Source organism: Desulfosporosinus sp. (assembly GCF_014237355.1).
GTDB lineage: Bacteria > Bacillota > Desulfitobacteriia > Desulfitobacteriales > Desulfitobacteriaceae > Desulfosporosinus.
The window spans coordinates 1-17,635 of the sequence record NZ_JABZFS010000071.1 but is presented as its reverse complement, the minus strand read 5'-3'; the positions used below and the strand labels follow the sequence as shown (position 1 = coordinate 17,635).

The window sequence follows — 17,635 nt, the reverse complement described above, 5'->3', positions numbered from 1 at the left end:
ACTGGGTACTGCATGGTATAATATGAAGAATTGCTTCTTCATGAGGCGAGCTTCCGAACTTAGAGAGGAGGACCATATTTGAAGGTCTTAAAGAATGCGGCAATTTATATACTTATAATTCTCATGGCAATTATGCTAATAAAGTGGTCGACCCCTCCTGTTAGTAAAGAGGTAGGTCTGGATTATAACGCTTTTAAAAAGGCAGTTGTTGAGGATCAGGTTAAAAGTGTCGTAGCGGTTGTCGAAAACAATTCTACTAAGTATACCGTCACTATGAAAGATGACAAAAAACATGAGGTAATTGGTCTAGCTTCGGATCCACAGCTTACGACAGATTTGTACGCTCACGTTAATTCGTTTGTCGTTGAGCCACCTCCAAAGACACCTTGGTGGGTAGGCTTGCTGACGACAATGTTACCTATTATTGTGATCGTTGGTTTGTTCTTCTTTATGATGCAACAAAGCCAGGGCGGCGGAAATAGGGTAATGCAGTTTGGGAAAAGCAAGGCGCGTTTGGTTGGGGAAGATAAGAAAAAGGTAACCTTTGCGGATGTAGCTGGTGCTGACGAAGTCAAAGAAGAGCTTCAAGAAGTCGTTGAATTCTTGAAGACGCCAAAGAAGTTCCACGAATTGGGAGCTAAAATACCTACTGGGGTTTTATTATTTGGACCTCCAGGAACAGGTAAAACACTGCTTGCCCGGGCTGTCTCGGGAGAAGCGGGGGTACCCTTCTTCAGTATTAGCGGCTCGGATTTTGTTGAGATGTTCGTGGGAGTTGGAGCTTCTCGTGTTCGAGATTTATTTGAACAAGCCAAGAAAAATGCTCCTTGCATAGTTTTTATTGATGAGATCGATGCAGTTGGAAGACAAAGAGGAGCAGGCTTAGGTGGTGGACATGATGAGCGAGAACAGACTCTAAACCAACTCCTTGTTGAAATGGACGGATTTAATGGTAATGATGGAGTTATTATCATTGCGGCTACGAACCGGGCTGATGTTCTTGATCCAGCCCTCTTGCGGCCGGGCCGTTTTGATCGACAGGTAATAGTTGATACACCCGATGTTAGAGGACGCGCGGAAATCCTTAAAGTCCATGCTAAGGATAAACCTTTAACAAAGGATGTCGATCTTGAGGTGATAGCACGTCAAACTTCAGGATTTACTGGGGCTGACTTATCAAATCTCCTAAATGAAGCTGCCCTTCTTTCTGCTCGTCGAGGTGAAAGCCAGATTAAGCAGCAGACGGTGGAAGATTCTATTGAACGAGTTATTGCTGGTCCGGAGAAGAAAAGCCGAGTAATAAGCCCCTTTGAAAGGAAGCTTGTTTCTTATCATGAAGCTGGGCATGCCTTGCTGGGAGAGCTCCTCACTCATACAGATCCCTTGCATAAGGTCTCTATTATCCCACGTGGGCGGGCAGGAGGATACACCCTCCTCCTTCCGAAAGAAGACCGTAATTATATGACAAAATCCCAACTGCTGGACCAAGTGGTCATGTTACTCGGTGGACGTGTGTCTGAAGCAGTCGTCCTGCATGAAATCAGTACAGGTGCATCAAATGACCTTGAGCGAGCTACAGGGATTATTCGCAAAATGATTACTGAATTAGGAATGTCCGAGGAGTTAGGTCCATTAACCTTTGGTCACAAAGAAGAGCAAGTATTTTTAGGAAGAGATATTTCGCGTGATCGAAGTTACAGTGATGCGGTAGCCTATTCGATTGACAAAGAAGCTCGACGCATTATTGATGGTTGCTACAAAAAGGCTCAAGATCTTATTGAGCAAAATATAGACAAATTACATGCCATAGCTGAAGCATTAATGGAAAAAGAAACCCTGGATGTTAAGGATTTTGCAGCTCTGATGGCGAAGTTTGATGATAAGGCCGAAGGCGAACAAGTGAAAACGCCGGTAGCTTTAGATAAGCCTGTTGAAGTTGTATCGAATATGACGGAACCTAAAATCAAGCAGGATGAAGAGTTGATTGGTCAGACACTGGAAGATGAATTGAATAAGATTCAGTAAACTTTCAGCAAATGTTGCCGACGAGACTTCGGTTTCGAAAGTGAATTGGCATTGACGAATACTCTAATCCTACCGAAGCAGAACATGGAACACCTATTAAGTGGAAGTCCTAAATGTGGATAGACTTTATTAGAGGAAAATTCTGTAGAGGAGAGAAGTATTAAGATGGAACGTACGTTTATTATGCTTAAACCGGATGCAGTTCAGAGGGGATTAGTCGGAGAGGTAATCAATCGTTTCGAGAAAAAGGGCTTTAAACTTGTGGGAATGAAGCTCATTCAAGTTGATCGTGCTTTAGCTGAAGCGCATTACGCAGAACACCGGGGTAAAGGGTTCTTTGAACCAACCGTTGGTTACATTATGTCGTCTCCCGTTGTTGCGATGGTATGGCAAGGAAAAAACGTTGTTGCATTGGCTCGCGAGTTAATGGGGGCAACAAATCCAGCCAATTCTAATCCTGGATCGATTCGTGGAATGTTTGGGATGGATATCAGTAGAAATGTTATTCATGGCTCGGACTCAGTTTCCAGTGGAGAACGAGAGATTGCGCTCTATTTCAAACCAGAAGAACTTGTGGACTATCAAAAAGCGGGCGAAGAATGGCTGAGTGAGTAAGCTCCGTTTCATCTGAGACAGAAAAGAACTGTGAAACGCCCACTAATACGAAAGTTGATTTCATGGAATTGATAAAGGAATAAGGACGCCCGCAGGGGTGTCCTTTTTTCAAAAGTTGAGTTCGGAACGGGAAGCAGGAGAACCGTCCTTGTTTCCTTTTGGAGGTGTATTATGCATTTGAATAAAAAAGAACGGTCTTTACTGGGGTTGGCTTCAGTTTTTCTCGGCTTTCTTTTTTTTATTTTAATTAAAGCTCAGGGAGTTGCTGGAGGTCAGGTAACACTTCAAGAAACGGCGATTCCGAGTCTAATTAAAACGGAACAGGAAAATCAACAACTTTCCGTAGAGAATGAAAAGATCGAGCAAGAATTAATAAAATATGCTCAGGGTCAAAGCGCATCGGTCTTACTAAATCAGCAAGTTACCGAAGCGATGATGAATGGAGGATTAGTTGAACTTACTGGTCCTGGCGTACAAATTACCTTAGATGATTCAACCCGGGTAGCCATTGGAGGAGAAGACCAGAATAATTATTTCATACATGAAGAATATATTCGTGAAATTTTAAATGCCCTTTGGAATGGAGGCGCGGAAGCCATTGCCGTGAACGGTCAGCGCGTAACTACTCATACGGAAGTGTTCTGTGGAGGCTCGTTTATTCAGATCAATGGCACTCGGCAAATGCCGCCTTACGTGATCGGGGCAATTGGTGACTCGCGCAATTTGACTGCTGCGCTGAAGTTCTATGGCTGGGATAGACTTGGAGAGTTTCAGGAGCAGTATGGGATTACCCGCAAACTTGAGGTTTTAAGCGATATCAGAACACCAGCGGGTAAATTACCCAGTTATCGATATGCTGAACCAGTCAAGGAGGGGACATGATGCAACGATGGAAAAGAACTCTAGCCTTGCCTGTCACTATGGTTGCGATTGCCTTAGGTTTTTTGATAGCTCTTCAGGCTCAAACTCAAAAGAATGTGTCAGCTGCTGAACAAATTGGTGAGCAGCGTATGACTCAAATGAAAGCTGTGTTGATAAACTCTCAGGAGCAAAATGCCCAGCTTCAGAAGAGACATCAAGAATTATCGGAAAGGCTGGATTTGGCACGTAAGCAGGTTGGGACGGACCCCCAACTGCTTGTTCATCTAAAACAATTGCAAATGCTTAATGGGACGCAAGCGGTAGAAGGTCCCGGTATAATGATTAGTATTGATGATCGTAATAAAAAGGTTGCCTTTCCCTTGAACACGAATGATATTGCAAGGATGGTTAACATCTTGAAACTAGCTGGCGCAGAGGCAATCAGTATTAATGACCAACGAATTGTTGGTTCAACGGCTATTGTTCTAAGCGGAAATTCGACGATCCTAGTGAATCAAGTGCCCATAAACCGTTCTGAGGGAATTCCCTATGAAATAAGCGCAATCGGCAATCAAGAAACACTTTTGGATTACTTTTCTGAACTTGAAGCTGTGGCCTTGAAACAAAGAGGTATGACCGTAAGCATTGTAAGAAAGGCCCTGAGTATTCCATCCTATAAAGGGTCATATACGTTTACCCATGCAGAATCATCCAGCGCCCCGGAGCCTTAAATCTCTGAATATCCTATAAGTGAACTATGGGGAGTGGGATGATGTTACTTTCGATGGCTCGGGTCAATCGGCTATTGGACCATGAATCTTATATTTTCTATATAGAGATGATTAACGAATTAGAAAAAGAACGACGGTTTTGTAAACATGGCTTCGACCATGGGTTAAGTGTCGCGCGTATCGCTTATACTTATCTGCTCGAAAAAGGGGACATGGGTTTATCCAAAGAGGGAATATACGCAGCAGCTTTGCTTCATGATATTGGTAGATGGGTAGAATATCAAACGGGTGAAGATCACGCAGAGGTAAGTGCTCGATTGGCATGTCCCTTGCTTGAGGACTGCGGCTTTGATGCTGAAGATATTCAGGTGATTTTAGTAGGGATACGAGAACATCGGCGTCATCATGACGCCAATTTATCTCCGTTAGGAGAAGCGCTAGCCATAGCTGATGATTGGTCGAGAGACTGTCGGTATTGTTCCGCTCAAACCCAATGTTATAAGTTTACACCTGAGATGAAGCAGATTGTGTATTAAGGGAGGAACGATGTATGCAAACATATGGTATGCGGTGGGTCATTATGGATAATTTGCAAGAAGCTAGAGCAGCTTTACAACAGATTGGGTCTGACCCCGGTGGAATCGCACACATGGTTGGAAAAGGAATAGGGAGAGCTATTAAATTAGAGCAAGTGCCCTTACGTGTTGCACATATTCTTAAACAAGAAATGCTGTCTGTTGGTGGAGATGCCGCAGTTCACCGAGATGTAATCACTAATAATGTCGATACTACTGATGTTATGTTATTAGGTACAGTACGGCAACTCGAAAACCTTGCCAAGAAGATATTATCCCAGCCCTTTGGACTTAAGAAAATCGGACATGCCCTCAAACAGTTGCTGACTAACCTAGAACCTTCTAAAGTCCGAATATTGAATTGTCGAGGGAAGGAACTGACACTTGGGGAGCGTACCCTGGTTATGGGAATTTTAAATGTTACCCCGGATTCATTCTCTGACGGGGGCAGGTACACTAGTATTGAAAATGCAATCTCTCTAGCCGAATGTATGGTTGAAGAAGGAGTAGACATTATAGATGTCGGAGGGGAGTCAACTCGTCCGAATTATGCGGGTATAAGTGCCGAAGAGGAATGGAATCGTTTAGAGCCCGTACTGAAGACTCTCTTAGAACGGGTAACTGTTCCTATCTCCGTAGATACCTATAAGGCAAGCGTCGCAGCCAAGGCCCTTGAAGTGGGTGCTCACATCATAAATGATGTATGGGGGTTGCAAAAAGACCCTGACATGGCCAGAGTTGTCGGGGATTACCAAGTGCCTGTTATTGTTATGCATAATCAAGATGGAACAAGCTACCAGCATTTGATGGGAGACATTCTAAGTTTTCTACAAAAAAGTATAGAGTTGGCTGAAGCCCAGGGATTATCGGGAGACCAGATAATTGTCGATCCCGGAATTGGATTTGGGAAAACAACTGAACAGAATCTTGAGGTTATGGCTCGTCTGGCAGAGTTTAAAACACTGGGACATCCGGTGCTGCTTGCTGCATCGCGTAAATCTATGATTGGAAATACTTTAAACCTTACCGTGGATGAGCGCTTAGAGGGAACCCTAGCAACCAGCGTTCTGGGAGTTGTTTCTGGGGTAGATATCATCCGGGTTCATGATGTGAAGGCAAACCTTAGGACAATACGAATGTCAGACGCTATCGTGAGGGGACAGAAGGGAGTTCACTATGTCGGAGCATGATGTTATACATCTTCGCGGACTAGAATTCTATTCTTACCATGGAGTTTTGCCGGAAGAGCAAGTGTTGGGGCAACGATTTTTAATTGATATAGACCTTTTCTCAGATTTTCGGCAGGCGGGTTCTTCAGATCGAGTAGAGGATACGATCCATTATGGAGAGGTATACCAAGTAATTAAGAAATGTGTTACTGAGGACAGATATTTGTTAATAGAACGCTTAGCCGAGGAAATCGCCCAACGGGTTCTGAGAGGGTTTACTTGTACATCAGTACGGGTAGAAGTACATAAACCCCAGGCTCCAGTCCCAGGGATTTTCAAAGATGTTTCAGTGGAGATTTGGCGAGGTAGGTGAGAGACATGCGGGTGTTTATAGGGCTAGGCAGTAATCTGGGGGACCGGGCCTATTATCTTAGAGAGGCGATCTCCGCTTTGGAAAGTCCAACGACAAGGGTTAAGGCGGAGTCTGGAATTTATGAAACAGAACCTTGGGGTGGGATAGATCAGCCTCTTTTCTGGAATCAGGTAATAGAGATTGATACAAGCCTTGAGCCCAGGGACCTTCTTCATGTTTGCCAGAAAATTGAATTAGAACTGGGAAGAGAACGCAAGGTACATTGGGGTCCGAGGACAATTGACATTGACCTGCTTATTTATGATAATAGAGTCAGTGAAACTGAAGAATTAAGGTTACCACATCCTTACTTGGAAGAACGTGCCTTTGTAATTGCTCCTTTACGAGAGATTGCCCCCGAACTCGTCTTGCCATCAGGAAAATCGATCAATGAAGTCTCTGGGGAGGGAAAGGTTCATCTCCTCACTAAATAACCAAACCTATATCAGACGATATCCTAGAGAATTGTACTGATTGAGGGAAACTATTAGCTTAGCTTTTAAAATAAATTAAGACCCATATTAATTGTATACCGTAATAATACCCGCTTGGATCTTAGGCGACCGAGACGGAGGAAACACTCCTTCACGCTCGTGAAGGTATTTTTTTGTTTATTTATAATTATCGGACTATTCAGCCTAGAGGATAAAGATATGTGTTTAGGGAGGAGGATCGGAGATGAAATTTGGAATTATTGGAGCCGGAATAGTAGGTACCGCCTTAGCGGTGCGATTAACAGAAGCAGGGCATGAATGTGTAGGGGTTCACACCCGAAGCCGTCTCTCCTATGAGCGGTTTCGCAGTTATGTTAATAAAGACCATTTCTTGTTAGAAGAGCTGGTACCTGCCGTTGAGTTTTTGTTTATTACAACACAAGATGGGATGATTCGATCTATTGCAGAAACACTGGTAGCGAAGGATCTAATTGTACCAAGGCAAGTATGGATTCACTGCTCCGGCTCACTTCCTTCGGCAGTTTTACGTGTTCAGGAGGAATTGCCTGTGCGTTGTCTGTCTCTACACCCACTACAAGCCTTTGCAAGCGTTGATAATGCACTAACAATTCTTTCAGGAACTCACTTCGGGATCGAAGGGGAGGAAGAGGAATTAGGAGAGGGGATTGTAAAAGATCTTGGTGGAATTTCGCATAGCATTTTGGCCGACCAAAAAACACTTTATCATGCAGGTGCGGTGGTGGCCTCTAATTATTTGGCGGTTCTTGCTTCAATAGCTGTAGAGCTTTTTGCCGAAGCAGGAATTCAAGGAGAGGAAGCCCTAGCCTCATTGTTGCCGCTAATGAAAGGAACACTTTCTAACCTAGAACAAGTAGGCTTACCCCAAGCCTTAACAGGTCCAATAGCTCGTGGGGATGTACAAGTGGTTCAAGGCCACCTAGATCAGTTGCCGCCAAAGTTGATAGAGGTGTATAAAGGGTTAGGCTTAAAAGCTTTAGATTTAGGGGAAAGCAAGAGGGCGATTCAGGGATTTACCTACCCTTCGGAAGAGTTAAACAGGTTGAAATCGTTACTCAGTGCAAGATAATCAGAAACTATATGGTTAAAGAAAGGTGGAGTAAGACATGAAGAGAACTTCGCGAATTTCTGAGCTGCGCGAGATCATATCCTCGGAAAAAAAACGGGGACGAAAAATTGCCTTAGTTCCAACTATGGGTTTTTTGCATCGAGGGCATCTATCATTAATTGAGCAAGCCAAGCAAACGGATGCCTTTGTGGTGTTGAGCATTTTCGTAAATCCATTACAATTTGGACCCAATGAAGACCTGTCACGTTATCCAAGGGATTTAGAGCGGGATGCCCATTTGGTGGAGGAGGCAGGAGTAGATGTAGTTTTCCATCCCAGCGTTGAGGAAATGTATCCTCGGCCGATGCTCACCTTCGTTGAGGTAGGTGAATTAGATAGGGTGTTGTGTGGTTCTTCTCGTCCAGGGCATTTCCGTGGAGTAGCAACTGTGGTAAGCAAGCTATTTAATATTGTTCAACCCGACATGGCTTTTTTTGGCCAGAAAGATTATCAACAGTATCTGATCATTGAGCGTATGGTGAAGGATTTGAGTCTTCCCATTGAGATTTGCCCTGTTCCCATTATTAGGGAAGAAGATGGGTTGGCTATGAGCTCACGCAATATCTATTTAACTGCGGAACAACGTCTGGAAGCCTTAGTTTTGTCTAAGAGTCTCAATGAAGCAGAGCGTAGTATACATGGGGGGCAACGATCAGCTAGGGAGATTGAACGGCAGATAAGAGAAAAGATTACTCTAGAGAGTCATGGAGTTATTGACTATGTAGAAGTTAGAGATGCAGGTAGCTTATCTGATGTAACGGATATCCAGAGCCCCGTACTATTAGCTCTAGCCGTTAAATTTGGGACGACCCGTTTAATTGATAATAAAGTCGTGGAGGTTGAGCAAAATGTTTAGAACGATGATGAAATCAAAAATTCATAAAGCCGTCGTAACAGAAGCAAATCTTCAGTATGTCGGAAGTATAACGATTGACGTCGCTTTGATGGAGGCAGCAGATCTTCTAACCAATGAAAAGGTTCAGGTTGTGAACAATAACAATGGGGCTAGACTTGAAACCTATGTTATTCCGGGAGAGAGAGATTCTGGGGTCATTTGTCTAAATGGAGCAGCTGCCCGTCATGTACAAGTGGGTGACCAAGTGATTATTATTTCATATGCGGTGCTTAGTGACGAACAGGCCCGCATCTATACTCCTAAAGTCGTGTTTGTCGACTCTAAAAACTGTGAAACTAAGATATCAACGGAAGAAATTCATGGACAGGAAGCTTGATAAAGAAAACTTGGCTGGCGCCCACACACACACGAAGACACTGTCTTCGCACGTATTAGACCCTCTTGCAGACACTGTCTTCGCACATATTAGCCTTCTTGCAGTATATAACGAAAGTTTATACTTTCTGCCCTGATAGTACAAAATAAGGTTTTAAGAACTACTCCACAATGGATTATGCCACTTCAGAGAGGATGGACATTTTAATGAAGCATACCATTAGCCAAGACGAATTTCAGACGTTAGCTTCAGAAATTAAACTGCTAAAGAAAGAACGCAAAGCAGTTATCTTAGCTCACTATTACCAAAGACCTGAAGTTCAGGATATTGCCGATTTTGTCGGAGATTCCCTGCAGCTGAGTCAACAAGCGGCCAATACGGATGCAGAAGTCATTGTGTTTTGCGGCGTCCATTTTATGGCGGAAAGTGCAGCTATCCTATCACCGGATAAGGTTGTAGTATTGCCTGATCATAACGCGGGTTGCCCGATGGCGGACATGGTAGATGCCGATGGCTTACGGGCCTATAAAAAGCGGGTTCCTGGGGTTAAGGTAGTTTGTTATGTTAATTCCTCGGCAGAAGTTAAAGCGGAGAGCGATATCTGCTGCACTTCCTCCAATGCAGTAAAAGTAGTGCAGTCTTTAGCGGGAGACAACATTCTTTTTATCCCTGACGAAAATCTTGGCCGTTACGCAGCGAAACTACTTGGTCGATCACTTCAGTTCTGGCCGGGGTACTGCAAAACCCATGACCGATTGACTAAAGAGGATATTCATAAGGCTAAAGAAGAGCACCCACTAGCTAAAGTCATCGTGCACCCGGAATGCCGAGAAGACATATGCCAAGAGGCGGATTATGTCGGTTCCACCGCAGGATTAATCAACTTTTCCCAGAGTTCTGACGCCCAGGAATTTATTGTGGGAACGGAGTCGGGGATCTTACATCGACTCCATCAGGTTTGCCCAGAGAAAAAATTCTATCTTGCGTCAGAACGATTAGTTTGTCCAAATATGAAACTGACGACCTTAGAAAAGGTAAAAGCCGCACTTAAAACCCTTTCACCACGTGTTACAGTGAACGAGGAGATACGAGTCAGAGCCAAAGCTACACTAGAGCGAATGCTGGCTTTATAACCAGCAGTAGAGCAGGGGATGGGCATATTGAGACGATATTTATACCCTTGGACTAAATCAGAGGTTAAGGTCTTTGATTCGGACGTACTTGTGTTGGGAAGCGGTATTGCAGGTTTATACACAGCAATCAAATCTAGTGAGGGATGTAAGGTCACTATTTTAACAAAGAAAACCATTGAAGAAAGTAATACCGAGCATGCCCAGGGGGGAATTGCAGCCGCTATTGACGAAGCAGATTCCCCGGCCTTGCATTTACAAGATACCCTACGGGCAGGAGCAGGGCTTTGCGATCCTTTGTCAGTAAAAATTTTGGTTGAAGATGGACCAAACTGCGTAGAAGAATTAATGGGTATGGGTGCTCAATTTGACTACCATAATGGAGTGCTTGCTCTTACCCGGGAAGGCGCACATAGTCAGAGGAGAATACTACACGCACTAGGGGATGCCACAGGGTGGGAAGTTGAACGGGCCTTGGTCGCCAAAGTTAAGGCATGTCCTAACGTTTCCACTTTAGAAGAACGTTTCGTGGTTGATCTGTTAGAAAATGATAAAGGGGAAATATTGGGAGCCTTAGTCCTTAATGCTCAGACAGGAGATTTTGAAGGGCATTTGGCGAAGGCAGTAATTTTAGCCACTGGAGGGTTAGGACAAGTTTATTGTTTCACGACAAATCCTGGTGTTGCTACGGGTGATGGAATGGCTGTAGCTTGGCGTGCAGGGGCAGAATTGATGGATATGGAATTTGTTCAATTTCATCCTACGGCCCTGTTAATCCCTAATGCACCGCGTTTTCTCATTTCGGAAGCCGTGCGTGGCGAAGGTGCCCATTTGATTAATTCCGCAGGTATACGCTTCATGGAAGATATGCCTGACAAAGAGCTCGCTCCCCGGGATATTGTCGCCCGGGCAATTTGGCTGGAAATGAATCAAGGCCCAGTTTTTTTGGATTTTCGGCCTATCGGAGAGAAGCGGATCCTAGAGAGGTTCCCAACCATATACCAAACCTGTTTAAAATTTGGGGTGGATGTACTAACTATGCCGTTACCCGTTGCGCCGGCTGCTCATTATATGATGGGTGGGATTGCGACGAACACATATGGAGAAACAAGCCTGCCTCATCTATATGCAGCAGGAGAATGTGCTTGTAACGGGGTCCACGGCGCAAATCGGTTAGCAAGTAACTCTTTGCTGGATGGATTAGTTTTCGGAGCACGAATAGCGGAAAAAATCAAAGCTAGGGTCCAAGGTATACGCCCTACATGGGAGGAAGTTCGTAGTCCTGAATTAAGTCTAAATCGAACAGAAACTGGTATAGGTGAAGCGGTGAAACAGTCCGATAAACAAGACTTAAGGACACGGATTCAAGATTTGATGTGGAATAGAGTGGGAATCTTGAGAAATGAGACAGGACTCAGAGAAGCCGCTGAGTTATTGCTGGATTGGGATCGAGAACTCTTGTCAATATCCTCAGTAAATGAATTCGAAACAGCTAATATATTAGCTGTTGGATCAGCCATCGCCAAAGCTGCTCTAGATCGCAAAGAGAGTCGAGGCGGTCATTTCCGATCGGATTACCCTTCGCGGCTTGACGAATCTTGGCAAAAGCACTCTCTTCAACATAAGGAGGAAAATGATGTACTCTACGTTCCAGTTTCAAGAGTTGATTGATCGGGCATTGCAGGAAGATATCGGTACGGGGGACCTGAGCACAAGGATCTTCCCAGAAGACTTGAGCAGCTTTGCAAAACTTTATGCCAAAGAAGAAGGTGTAGTGGCAGGGTTGTCACTTGTTGAACAAGTGTTTCAGAGTGTAGATCCACGAATTAAGGTCCATATATTGTTGAAGGATGGAGAAAAGGTGAATGTCGGAGACGTTGTGATAGAGCTGGAAGGTCCCCTAAGCAGTATTTTGCAGGCCGAGCGAACAGCGTTAAATTTTTTACAGCATCTCTCAGGAATCGCTACGGCAACAAATCGTGCAGTTGATCAGGTTGCAGGACTTTCAACGAGGATTGTGGATACCAGGAAAACACTTCCAGGATGGCGCTCTTTACAGAAATATGCCGTCAGAGTTGGTGGTGGACAGAACCATCGATTTGGCCTCTACGATGCCGTGATGTTAAAGGATAACCATCTTGCCGCAGTGGGCGGATTATCAGAAGCGGTACAAAGGACAAGGGATCAAATCGGGCATATGATTAAGATCGAGGTTGAGTGTGAAACTATCGAACAGGTCAAAGAAGCGGTAGCTTGCGGCGTTGATGTGATTATGTTAGATAATATGGGAATAGAAGAAATGCGACAGGCAGTTCTTTATATTAATCAACGGGCAATCGTTGAAGCATCAGGTGGGATTCGGGAGCAACACCTTCGTCAGGTAGCTGAGACAGGGGTTGATTTAATTTCAATAGGCGCCTTGACCCATTCCGTTAAGGCCATGGATTTTAGTCTTGACCTAGGTGAGATTAAAGCTACAACTAGGGCGAATTGGGAAAAAGGAATCACTTAATCAAAAGGGGCGTTCTTATGATTCTATTATTTGATGTGGGTAATACAAATATTGTTTTAGGGGTTTATGATGAGAGAACATTGACTCATCACTGGAGGGTATCTACGGAGAAGTCTCGTACTACGGATGAGTATGCAGTCGTTATTAAAAACTTATTTGATTTAAGTAGTCTAACATTTCAAGAAATCAAAGCTGTTGTGATTTCATCGGTAGTCCCACCGGTAATGCCTACCTTAGAAGCTCTTGCTCGAAGGTATTTTGGTGTAGAACCTCTTGTTGTAGGACCTGGCGTAAAGACCGGAATGCCCATTATCTATGATAATCCTAGAGAGGTTGGGGCCGATCGTATTGTGAATGCAGTAGCGGCATATACTAAATATGGAGGGCCGCTAGTCATTGTGGACTTTGGGACTGCAACGACATTCTGTGTAATATCAAAGCGTGGAGAATACCTAGGGGGGGCTATTGCTCCCGGAATCGGAATCTCGACTGAAGCCCTGTTTCAGAGGGCATCAAAACTACCTCGCATAGAGATGGTTAAACCCATGTCGGTTATCGCGAAAAATACGGTAGCTGGAATGCAATCCGGGATATACTATGGGTTCACGGGACAAGTTGATGGGATTGTTAAACGTATGAAAGGGGAATTGGGACCGGAGACCAAAGTAGTCGCCACGGGTGGATTAGCTAAATTAATTTCTCAAGAATCGGAAATGATAGAAACCGTTGATCCTTTTTTAACCCTGGAGGGACTTTTATTAATCTATGAACGTAACAGGAAATAGTAACTAAGAGGAATAAGAACATGAAGTTAGGACATTATGAACTTGGAGTCCCGGTGTTTCTAGCACCTTTGGCCGGGGTAACGGATAAAGCATTTCGTGAGACTGTCCGTTCAGTGGGTGGAGAGTATGTTTGGACGGAAATGATCAGTGATAAAGCATTGACTTATCAAAACTCGAGAACGTTGAAAATGTTAGACTTAAGTGGAGAAGCTGAACCAAGAATTGTCCAATTGTTTGGTTCGGATCCGGAGACAATGGCTCGCGCGGCTCTATTAGCTATAGAAGCTAGTGCCAACATTATTGATATTAATATGGGATGTCCCGCCCAAAAAATTATTAAAAATAATGAAGGCTCGGCACTGCTTAAGGATCTTCCCCGAGCGCAAGCTATTGCTTCGGCGGTGGTCAAGGCTGTTAATGTACCGGTAACAGTGAAAATTCGTCTTGGTTGGAATGACCAAGAGATCGTGGCCCTTGAACTGGCAAAGGGGTTAGAGGCTGTAGGTGTCCAAATGATCACAGTTCATGCCAGAACCCGTGAACAATTCTACAGTGGCCAAGCCAACTGGGAATGGATTCGGCGGGTAAAGGAGTCTGTTAATATTCCGGTTATCGGAAATGGAGACGTTTGTAAACCCGATGATGCTGCGAGACTAATCGAGCAAACAAGGTGTGACGGGGTCATGATAGGACGGGGTGCATTAGGAAATCCTTGGCTTATTCCGCGTGTTCAATCCTTCCTAAAGCATGGTATTATATTGCCTGAACCGTCAATTGAAGAACGAATACGAGTTGCGTTAGAGCATTTCGACCGTGTGTTGCGTTATAAAGGCGAGAGGATCGGTCTTAACGAAATGAGGAAGCATGCTGTTTGGTATATTAAAGGGGTTAGGAAGGCAGCACTAATCCGTGATGAGATTATGCAAACGAGATCGGCTGAGGAAATGCGAGTGGTCCTAAATCGAATCCTTGAGTAGAATGGGGTATTATGCTGAAAAAACTGATTATTTTATGAAGTAAGGCGTTCGAGAAAAGGGCTGTATCCTTGACAATAATTTGCAAGGTCCTTATAATAACGAGTAATGTAAACAAGGAATCTTAAGTAGTACCTTGTTTTAAAGGAATTACGCATATAAGGCTTTTAATAAAGCACGCAGACGTTGATTATAGAAGCTCAGTGCGTAGGATGAGAAAAGGGAGCGAGGAAAATATGGCTGAAAAAGAAGTTATTCTAACATTAGAAGGCCTTAAGAAACTTGAGGAAGAGTTGGAACTATCTAAAACTGTGAAGCGACGCGAAGTTGCCACACGTATTAAACAGGCCATTGACTTTGGAGATATTAGCGAGAACTCGGAGTATGATGATGCTAAGAATGACCAGGCTTTTATCGAAGGTCGGATTATTACTCTTGAAAAAATGCTTAGAAATGCCCGAATCATCGATGAGCTCGAAGGAACCGATGTCGTGGCAATAGGGACAAAAGTCCGCTTAAAAGATTTAGACTTTGGTGACGAAGAGGAATATTTTATTGTCGGTTCTGCTGAGGCAGATCCAGGGACCAATAAAATCTCCAATGAATCCCCTGTCGGAAAAGCGGTCCTAGGTCAATCTAAAGGGTCTATCGTTGAAGTAAACGTTCCTGCAGGTATCTTACATTATCAGATTCTAGATATTAAGTAAGGGACCAATCACCCCAAGGTTCATGAATTCGATTTAGACCATTAGGGTGTCTTTGAGAGTGCAGTGTTCTGTGACTGGTTTGGCCACGTACAGATGCTGCACTTTGTTTTATTCATTTACCAGGCAAAATATGGTTTGATTTTTGCGGCTATTGTTGATAAAATACATAATTTGAAGGTAATAATCTAATATATAGTTTTTCACTGTTTAATGAGGTCTAAGTTTGGAAAAATTGATAATAAGCAATTATATGGAGGAATAAAGATGGATAATACCAATGACCTCTGGCGAATTCGCTTAGAAAAGCTTGATATGCTTCGCCAAGCAGATATCGAACCCTATGCGGATCGCTATGTTCGGACACATAAAACCTCTGACATCTTGGGGCAGTTTGAAGTGTTAGAGGGCCAAGAAGTAAGTATTGCTGGGCGGATCATGAGCAAGCGCGATCAGGGAAAAGTTATTTTTACACATATTCAAGATTTGAATGGTCGTATTCAAATCTATATCCGCATGGATGAATTAGGTCAGGTGATGTTTGATTTAATCTCGAAGTTTGATGTGGGAGATATAGTTGGGGTAAGAGGAAAAGTATTTCGAACAAAACGAGGGGAAATATCAATTCATGCACGTGAAGTTTCATTACTATCCAAAGCAATGCGCCCGCTTCCGGAAAAGTTTCATGGACTGACGAATGTAGAAACACGCTATCGCAAGCGGTATTTGGATTTAGTTATGAACCCCGATGTTCGTCAAGTGTTTGTAACACGCAGTAAAATCATTCGTTTTATGAGGGAGTTCTTAGAAGAACGAGAATTCCTTGAAGTAGAGACACCGACGTTACATACTATTCCTGGTGGAGCGGCAGCACGTCCATTTATCACACATCACAATGCTTTAGACATAGATCTTTATTTGAGGATTGCACTCGAACTACCGTTGAAACGATTAATTGTCGGTGGGCTTGAAAGGGTTTTTGAAATTGGCCGGACTTTCAGGAATGAGGGAATTTCAATCAAGCACAATCCTGAGTTTACGATGATGGAACTCTATCAGGCTTTTGCAAATTACGAAGATATTATGGAATTAACTGAAGAGATGATTGCCCATATTGTGCATAAAATACATGGAACTCTGGAAATTACTTACCAGGGACAACCTATTCAATTTAAGACTCCATGGCGTAGGCTTTCAATGCTTGACGGTATTTTAGAGTACTCGGGAGTTGATTTTAGGGAGATTGCGACGGATGAACAAGCTCAACTTATTGCTCAAGAGAAGGGCTTACATGTGGAAGCGGGTTCGTCTCGTGGTAAAATTATTAACGAGTTCTTTGAAGCATACGTTGAGCCAAAACTAATCCAACCGACATTTATAATTGGACATCCTGTAGAGATATCCCCATTAGCTAAGCGTAACGCTAAGCAACCTGAATATACGGATCGTTTTGAAGCCTTTATATATGGACGTGAACTTGCCAATGCCTTCTCTGAATTAAATGATCCTATTGACCAGCGACAACGATTTGAAGCGCAGGCAGCTGAACGAGCTAAAGGAGATGATGAGGCTCATATTATGGACGAGGATTTCGTCCAGGCCTTAGAATACGGTCTTCCGCCTACGGGTGGGCTAGGAATTGGGATAGACCGTTTGGTTATGTTATTAACGGATTCAGCCTCAATTCGAGATGTCATCCTCTTCCCAACAATGCGCCCTAGAGATGAAAATGTCCTAGACGAGGATATTGAAGAATAATCTTTGATAATTTTAACTAAGTTGTCCGGCTAAGTGCTGGGCAGCTTTTTTATTGCCTCTTACAACTCCTATATAAAAGAGTGGGTTCTTGTCAGAAACTTTCGGAAGAGTTACATAAAAACCGTAAGGTAACACAAAATACAACGTGTAAACAAGATAAACATAGTATTGGGAAGGAAATTTATTATTTTTGGGCACAATAGTATTAATATGGACCCAAATGACATTTGAGGAGGAGTATATGGTTATGGTATAGTAATATTTGTTCGCTTGAGAAAATACTCGGGAATATGTGCGAACAGAATGTTGGCCCTTAATTAACCGAATGGAAAAAATATAAATTAGTATTGACAACAGCTGTTATAAATGCTAAGATATAACTCGGTCCTACAAGGGATTCAACAACAAAATGGTCTTTGAAAACTAAACAACAAGGACAGCCAATGAGAGAAACTCGCAAGAGTTTCAAAATAAATCATGAGTCAATCATCTTCTTCTAGAAGAAGTGAAATAACTTTTTTTGGAGAGTTTGATCCTGGCTCAGGACGAACGCTGGCGGCGTGCCTAACAC

At 43.4% G+C, this 17,635-nt stretch carries 18 protein-coding genes; all 18 read left to right on the top strand.

Annotated features, from left to right (window positions below; translation table 11 throughout):
- Positions 1 to 78: 78 nt before the first annotated feature.
- Positions 79 to 2,025: an ATP-dependent zinc metalloprotease FtsH gene (gene ftsH / locus HGJ98_RS15365; protein WP_291352392.1), complete on the top strand. Its 1,947-nt coding sequence runs from the start codon at positions 79 to 81 to the stop codon at positions 2,023 to 2,025.
- A gap of 165 nt (positions 2,026 to 2,190) precedes the next feature.
- Complete coding sequence (gene ndk, locus HGJ98_RS15360; RefSeq protein ID WP_291352390.1) at positions 2,191 to 2,640, top strand: nucleoside-diphosphate kinase; 450 nt, start codon at positions 2,191 to 2,193, stop codon at positions 2,638 to 2,640.
- 171 nt (positions 2,641 to 2,811) lie between these two features.
- The gene (locus HGJ98_RS15355; RefSeq protein ID WP_291352388.1) at positions 2,812 to 3,522 is read left to right on the top strand and encodes a DUF881 domain-containing protein; all 711 of its coding nucleotides are present in this window, start codon (positions 2,812 to 2,814) and stop codon (positions 3,520 to 3,522) included.
- Entirely contained in the window at positions 3,522 to 4,232 is a 711-nt protein-coding gene (locus HGJ98_RS15350) for a DUF881 domain-containing protein (protein ID WP_291352386.1), read from the top strand. Before HGJ98_RS15355 ends, HGJ98_RS15350 begins: the two co-directional genes overlap by 1 nt.
- A 41-nt stretch (positions 4,233 to 4,273) precedes the next feature.
- The gene (locus tag HGJ98_RS15345) at positions 4,274 to 4,768 is read left to right on the top strand and encodes an HD domain-containing protein (protein ID WP_291352384.1); all 495 of its coding nucleotides are present in this window, start codon (positions 4,274 to 4,276) and stop codon (positions 4,766 to 4,768) included.
- 14 nt (positions 4,769 to 4,782) lie between these two features.
- Entirely contained in the window at positions 4,783 to 5,997 is a 1,215-nt protein-coding gene (gene folP, locus HGJ98_RS15340; protein WP_291352382.1) for a dihydropteroate synthase, read from the top strand.
- The gene (gene folB, locus HGJ98_RS15335) at positions 5,984 to 6,349 is read left to right on the top strand and encodes a dihydroneopterin aldolase (RefSeq protein WP_291352380.1); all 366 of its coding nucleotides are present in this window, start codon (positions 5,984 to 5,986) and stop codon (positions 6,347 to 6,349) included. Before folP ends, folB begins: the two co-directional genes overlap by 14 nt.
- A gap of 5 nt (positions 6,350 to 6,354) precedes the next feature.
- The gene (gene folK / locus HGJ98_RS15330; RefSeq protein WP_291352377.1) at positions 6,355 to 6,822 is read left to right on the top strand and encodes a 2-amino-4-hydroxy-6-hydroxymethyldihydropteridine diphosphokinase; all 468 of its coding nucleotides are present in this window, start codon (positions 6,355 to 6,357) and stop codon (positions 6,820 to 6,822) included.
- Between the two features lie 244 nt (positions 6,823 to 7,066).
- A complete protein-coding gene (locus HGJ98_RS15325; RefSeq protein ID WP_291352375.1) occupies positions 7,067 to 7,930 on the top strand; it encodes a Rossmann-like and DUF2520 domain-containing protein in 864 nt (287 codons plus the stop codon).
- Between the two features lie 37 nt (positions 7,931 to 7,967).
- On the top strand, positions 7,968 to 8,825 hold the full coding sequence (gene panC, locus HGJ98_RS15320; protein WP_291352373.1) for a pantoate--beta-alanine ligase: 858 nt from the start codon (positions 7,968 to 7,970) through the stop codon (positions 8,823 to 8,825).
- Positions 8,818 to 9,201 (top strand): aspartate 1-decarboxylase, encoded by a 384-nt coding sequence (gene panD, locus HGJ98_RS15315; protein ID WP_291352371.1) that lies wholly within the window; start codon positions 8,818 to 8,820, stop codon positions 9,199 to 9,201. The genes panC and panD overlap by 8 nt, the downstream gene beginning before the upstream one ends.
- A 206-nt stretch (positions 9,202 to 9,407) precedes the next feature.
- Positions 9,408 to 10,334, top strand: a complete 927-nt coding sequence (nadA, locus tag HGJ98_RS15310) for a quinolinate synthase NadA (RefSeq protein ID WP_291352369.1) — start codon at positions 9,408 to 9,410, stop codon at positions 10,332 to 10,334.
- An 18-nt stretch (positions 10,335 to 10,352) separates the two neighbouring features.
- A complete protein-coding gene (nadB, locus tag HGJ98_RS15305) occupies positions 10,353 to 12,002 on the top strand; it encodes an L-aspartate oxidase (protein ID WP_291352367.1) in 1,650 nt (549 codons plus the stop codon).
- Complete coding sequence (gene nadC / locus HGJ98_RS15300; protein ID WP_291352366.1) at positions 11,968 to 12,843, top strand: carboxylating nicotinate-nucleotide diphosphorylase; 876 nt, start codon at positions 11,968 to 11,970, stop codon at positions 12,841 to 12,843. Before nadB ends, nadC begins: the two co-directional genes overlap by 35 nt.
- A 17-nt stretch (positions 12,844 to 12,860) precedes the next feature.
- Positions 12,861 to 13,628, top strand: a complete 768-nt coding sequence (locus HGJ98_RS15295) for a type III pantothenate kinase (RefSeq protein ID WP_291352365.1) — start codon at positions 12,861 to 12,863, stop codon at positions 13,626 to 13,628.
- Between the two features lie 20 nt (positions 13,629 to 13,648).
- Positions 13,649 to 14,605, top strand: a complete 957-nt coding sequence (gene dusB / locus HGJ98_RS15290; protein WP_291352363.1) for a tRNA dihydrouridine synthase DusB — start codon at positions 13,649 to 13,651, stop codon at positions 14,603 to 14,605.
- A 233-nt stretch (positions 14,606 to 14,838) separates the two neighbouring features.
- Positions 14,839 to 15,309, top strand: a complete 471-nt coding sequence (greA, locus tag HGJ98_RS15285; protein WP_291352361.1) for a transcription elongation factor GreA — start codon at positions 14,839 to 14,841, stop codon at positions 15,307 to 15,309.
- A gap of 264 nt (positions 15,310 to 15,573) precedes the next feature.
- On the top strand, positions 15,574 to 17,064 hold the full coding sequence (gene lysS / locus HGJ98_RS15280; protein ID WP_291352359.1) for a lysine--tRNA ligase: 1,491 nt from the start codon (positions 15,574 to 15,576) through the stop codon (positions 17,062 to 17,064).
- The last annotated feature ends 571 nt before the right edge of the window (positions 17,065 to 17,635 follow it).

Coding starts and splice junctions, on each gene's coding strand:
- folB (WP_291352380.1), top strand. CDS start 5,984: ATGTCGGAGCATGATGTTATACATCTTCGCGGACTAGAATTCTATTCT.
- HGJ98_RS15345 (WP_291352384.1), top strand. CDS start 4,274: ATGTTACTTTCGATGGCTCGGGTCAATCGGCTATTGGACCATGAATCT.
- panD (WP_291352371.1), top strand. CDS start 8,818: ATGTTTAGAACGATGATGAAATCAAAAATTCATAAAGCCGTCGTAACA.
- nadA (WP_291352369.1), top strand. CDS start 9,408: ATGAAGCATACCATTAGCCAAGACGAATTTCAGACGTTAGCTTCAGAA.
- folP (WP_291352382.1), top strand. CDS start 4,783: ATGCAAACATATGGTATGCGGTGGGTCATTATGGATAATTTGCAAGAA.
- nadB (WP_291352367.1), top strand. CDS start 10,353: ATGGGCATATTGAGACGATATTTATACCCTTGGACTAAATCAGAGGTT.
- HGJ98_RS15325 (WP_291352375.1), top strand. CDS start 7,067: ATGAAATTTGGAATTATTGGAGCCGGAATAGTAGGTACCGCCTTAGCG.
- HGJ98_RS15350 (WP_291352386.1), top strand. CDS start 3,522: ATGCAACGATGGAAAAGAACTCTAGCCTTGCCTGTCACTATGGTTGCG.
- folK (WP_291352377.1), top strand. CDS start 6,355: ATGCGGGTGTTTATAGGGCTAGGCAGTAATCTGGGGGACCGGGCCTAT.
- lysS (WP_291352359.1), top strand. CDS start 15,574: ATGGATAATACCAATGACCTCTGGCGAATTCGCTTAGAAAAGCTTGAT.
- nadC (WP_291352366.1), top strand. CDS start 11,968: ATGTACTCTACGTTCCAGTTTCAAGAGTTGATTGATCGGGCATTGCAG.
- HGJ98_RS15355 (WP_291352388.1), top strand. CDS start 2,812: ATGCATTTGAATAAAAAAGAACGGTCTTTACTGGGGTTGGCTTCAGTT.
- panC (WP_291352373.1), top strand. CDS start 7,968: ATGAAGAGAACTTCGCGAATTTCTGAGCTGCGCGAGATCATATCCTCG.
- greA (WP_291352361.1), top strand. CDS start 14,839: ATGGCTGAAAAAGAAGTTATTCTAACATTAGAAGGCCTTAAGAAACTT.
- HGJ98_RS15295 (WP_291352365.1), top strand. CDS start 12,861: ATGATTCTATTATTTGATGTGGGTAATACAAATATTGTTTTAGGGGTT.
- ndk (WP_291352390.1), top strand. CDS start 2,191: ATGGAACGTACGTTTATTATGCTTAAACCGGATGCAGTTCAGAGGGGA.
- dusB (WP_291352363.1), top strand. CDS start 13,649: ATGAAGTTAGGACATTATGAACTTGGAGTCCCGGTGTTTCTAGCACCT.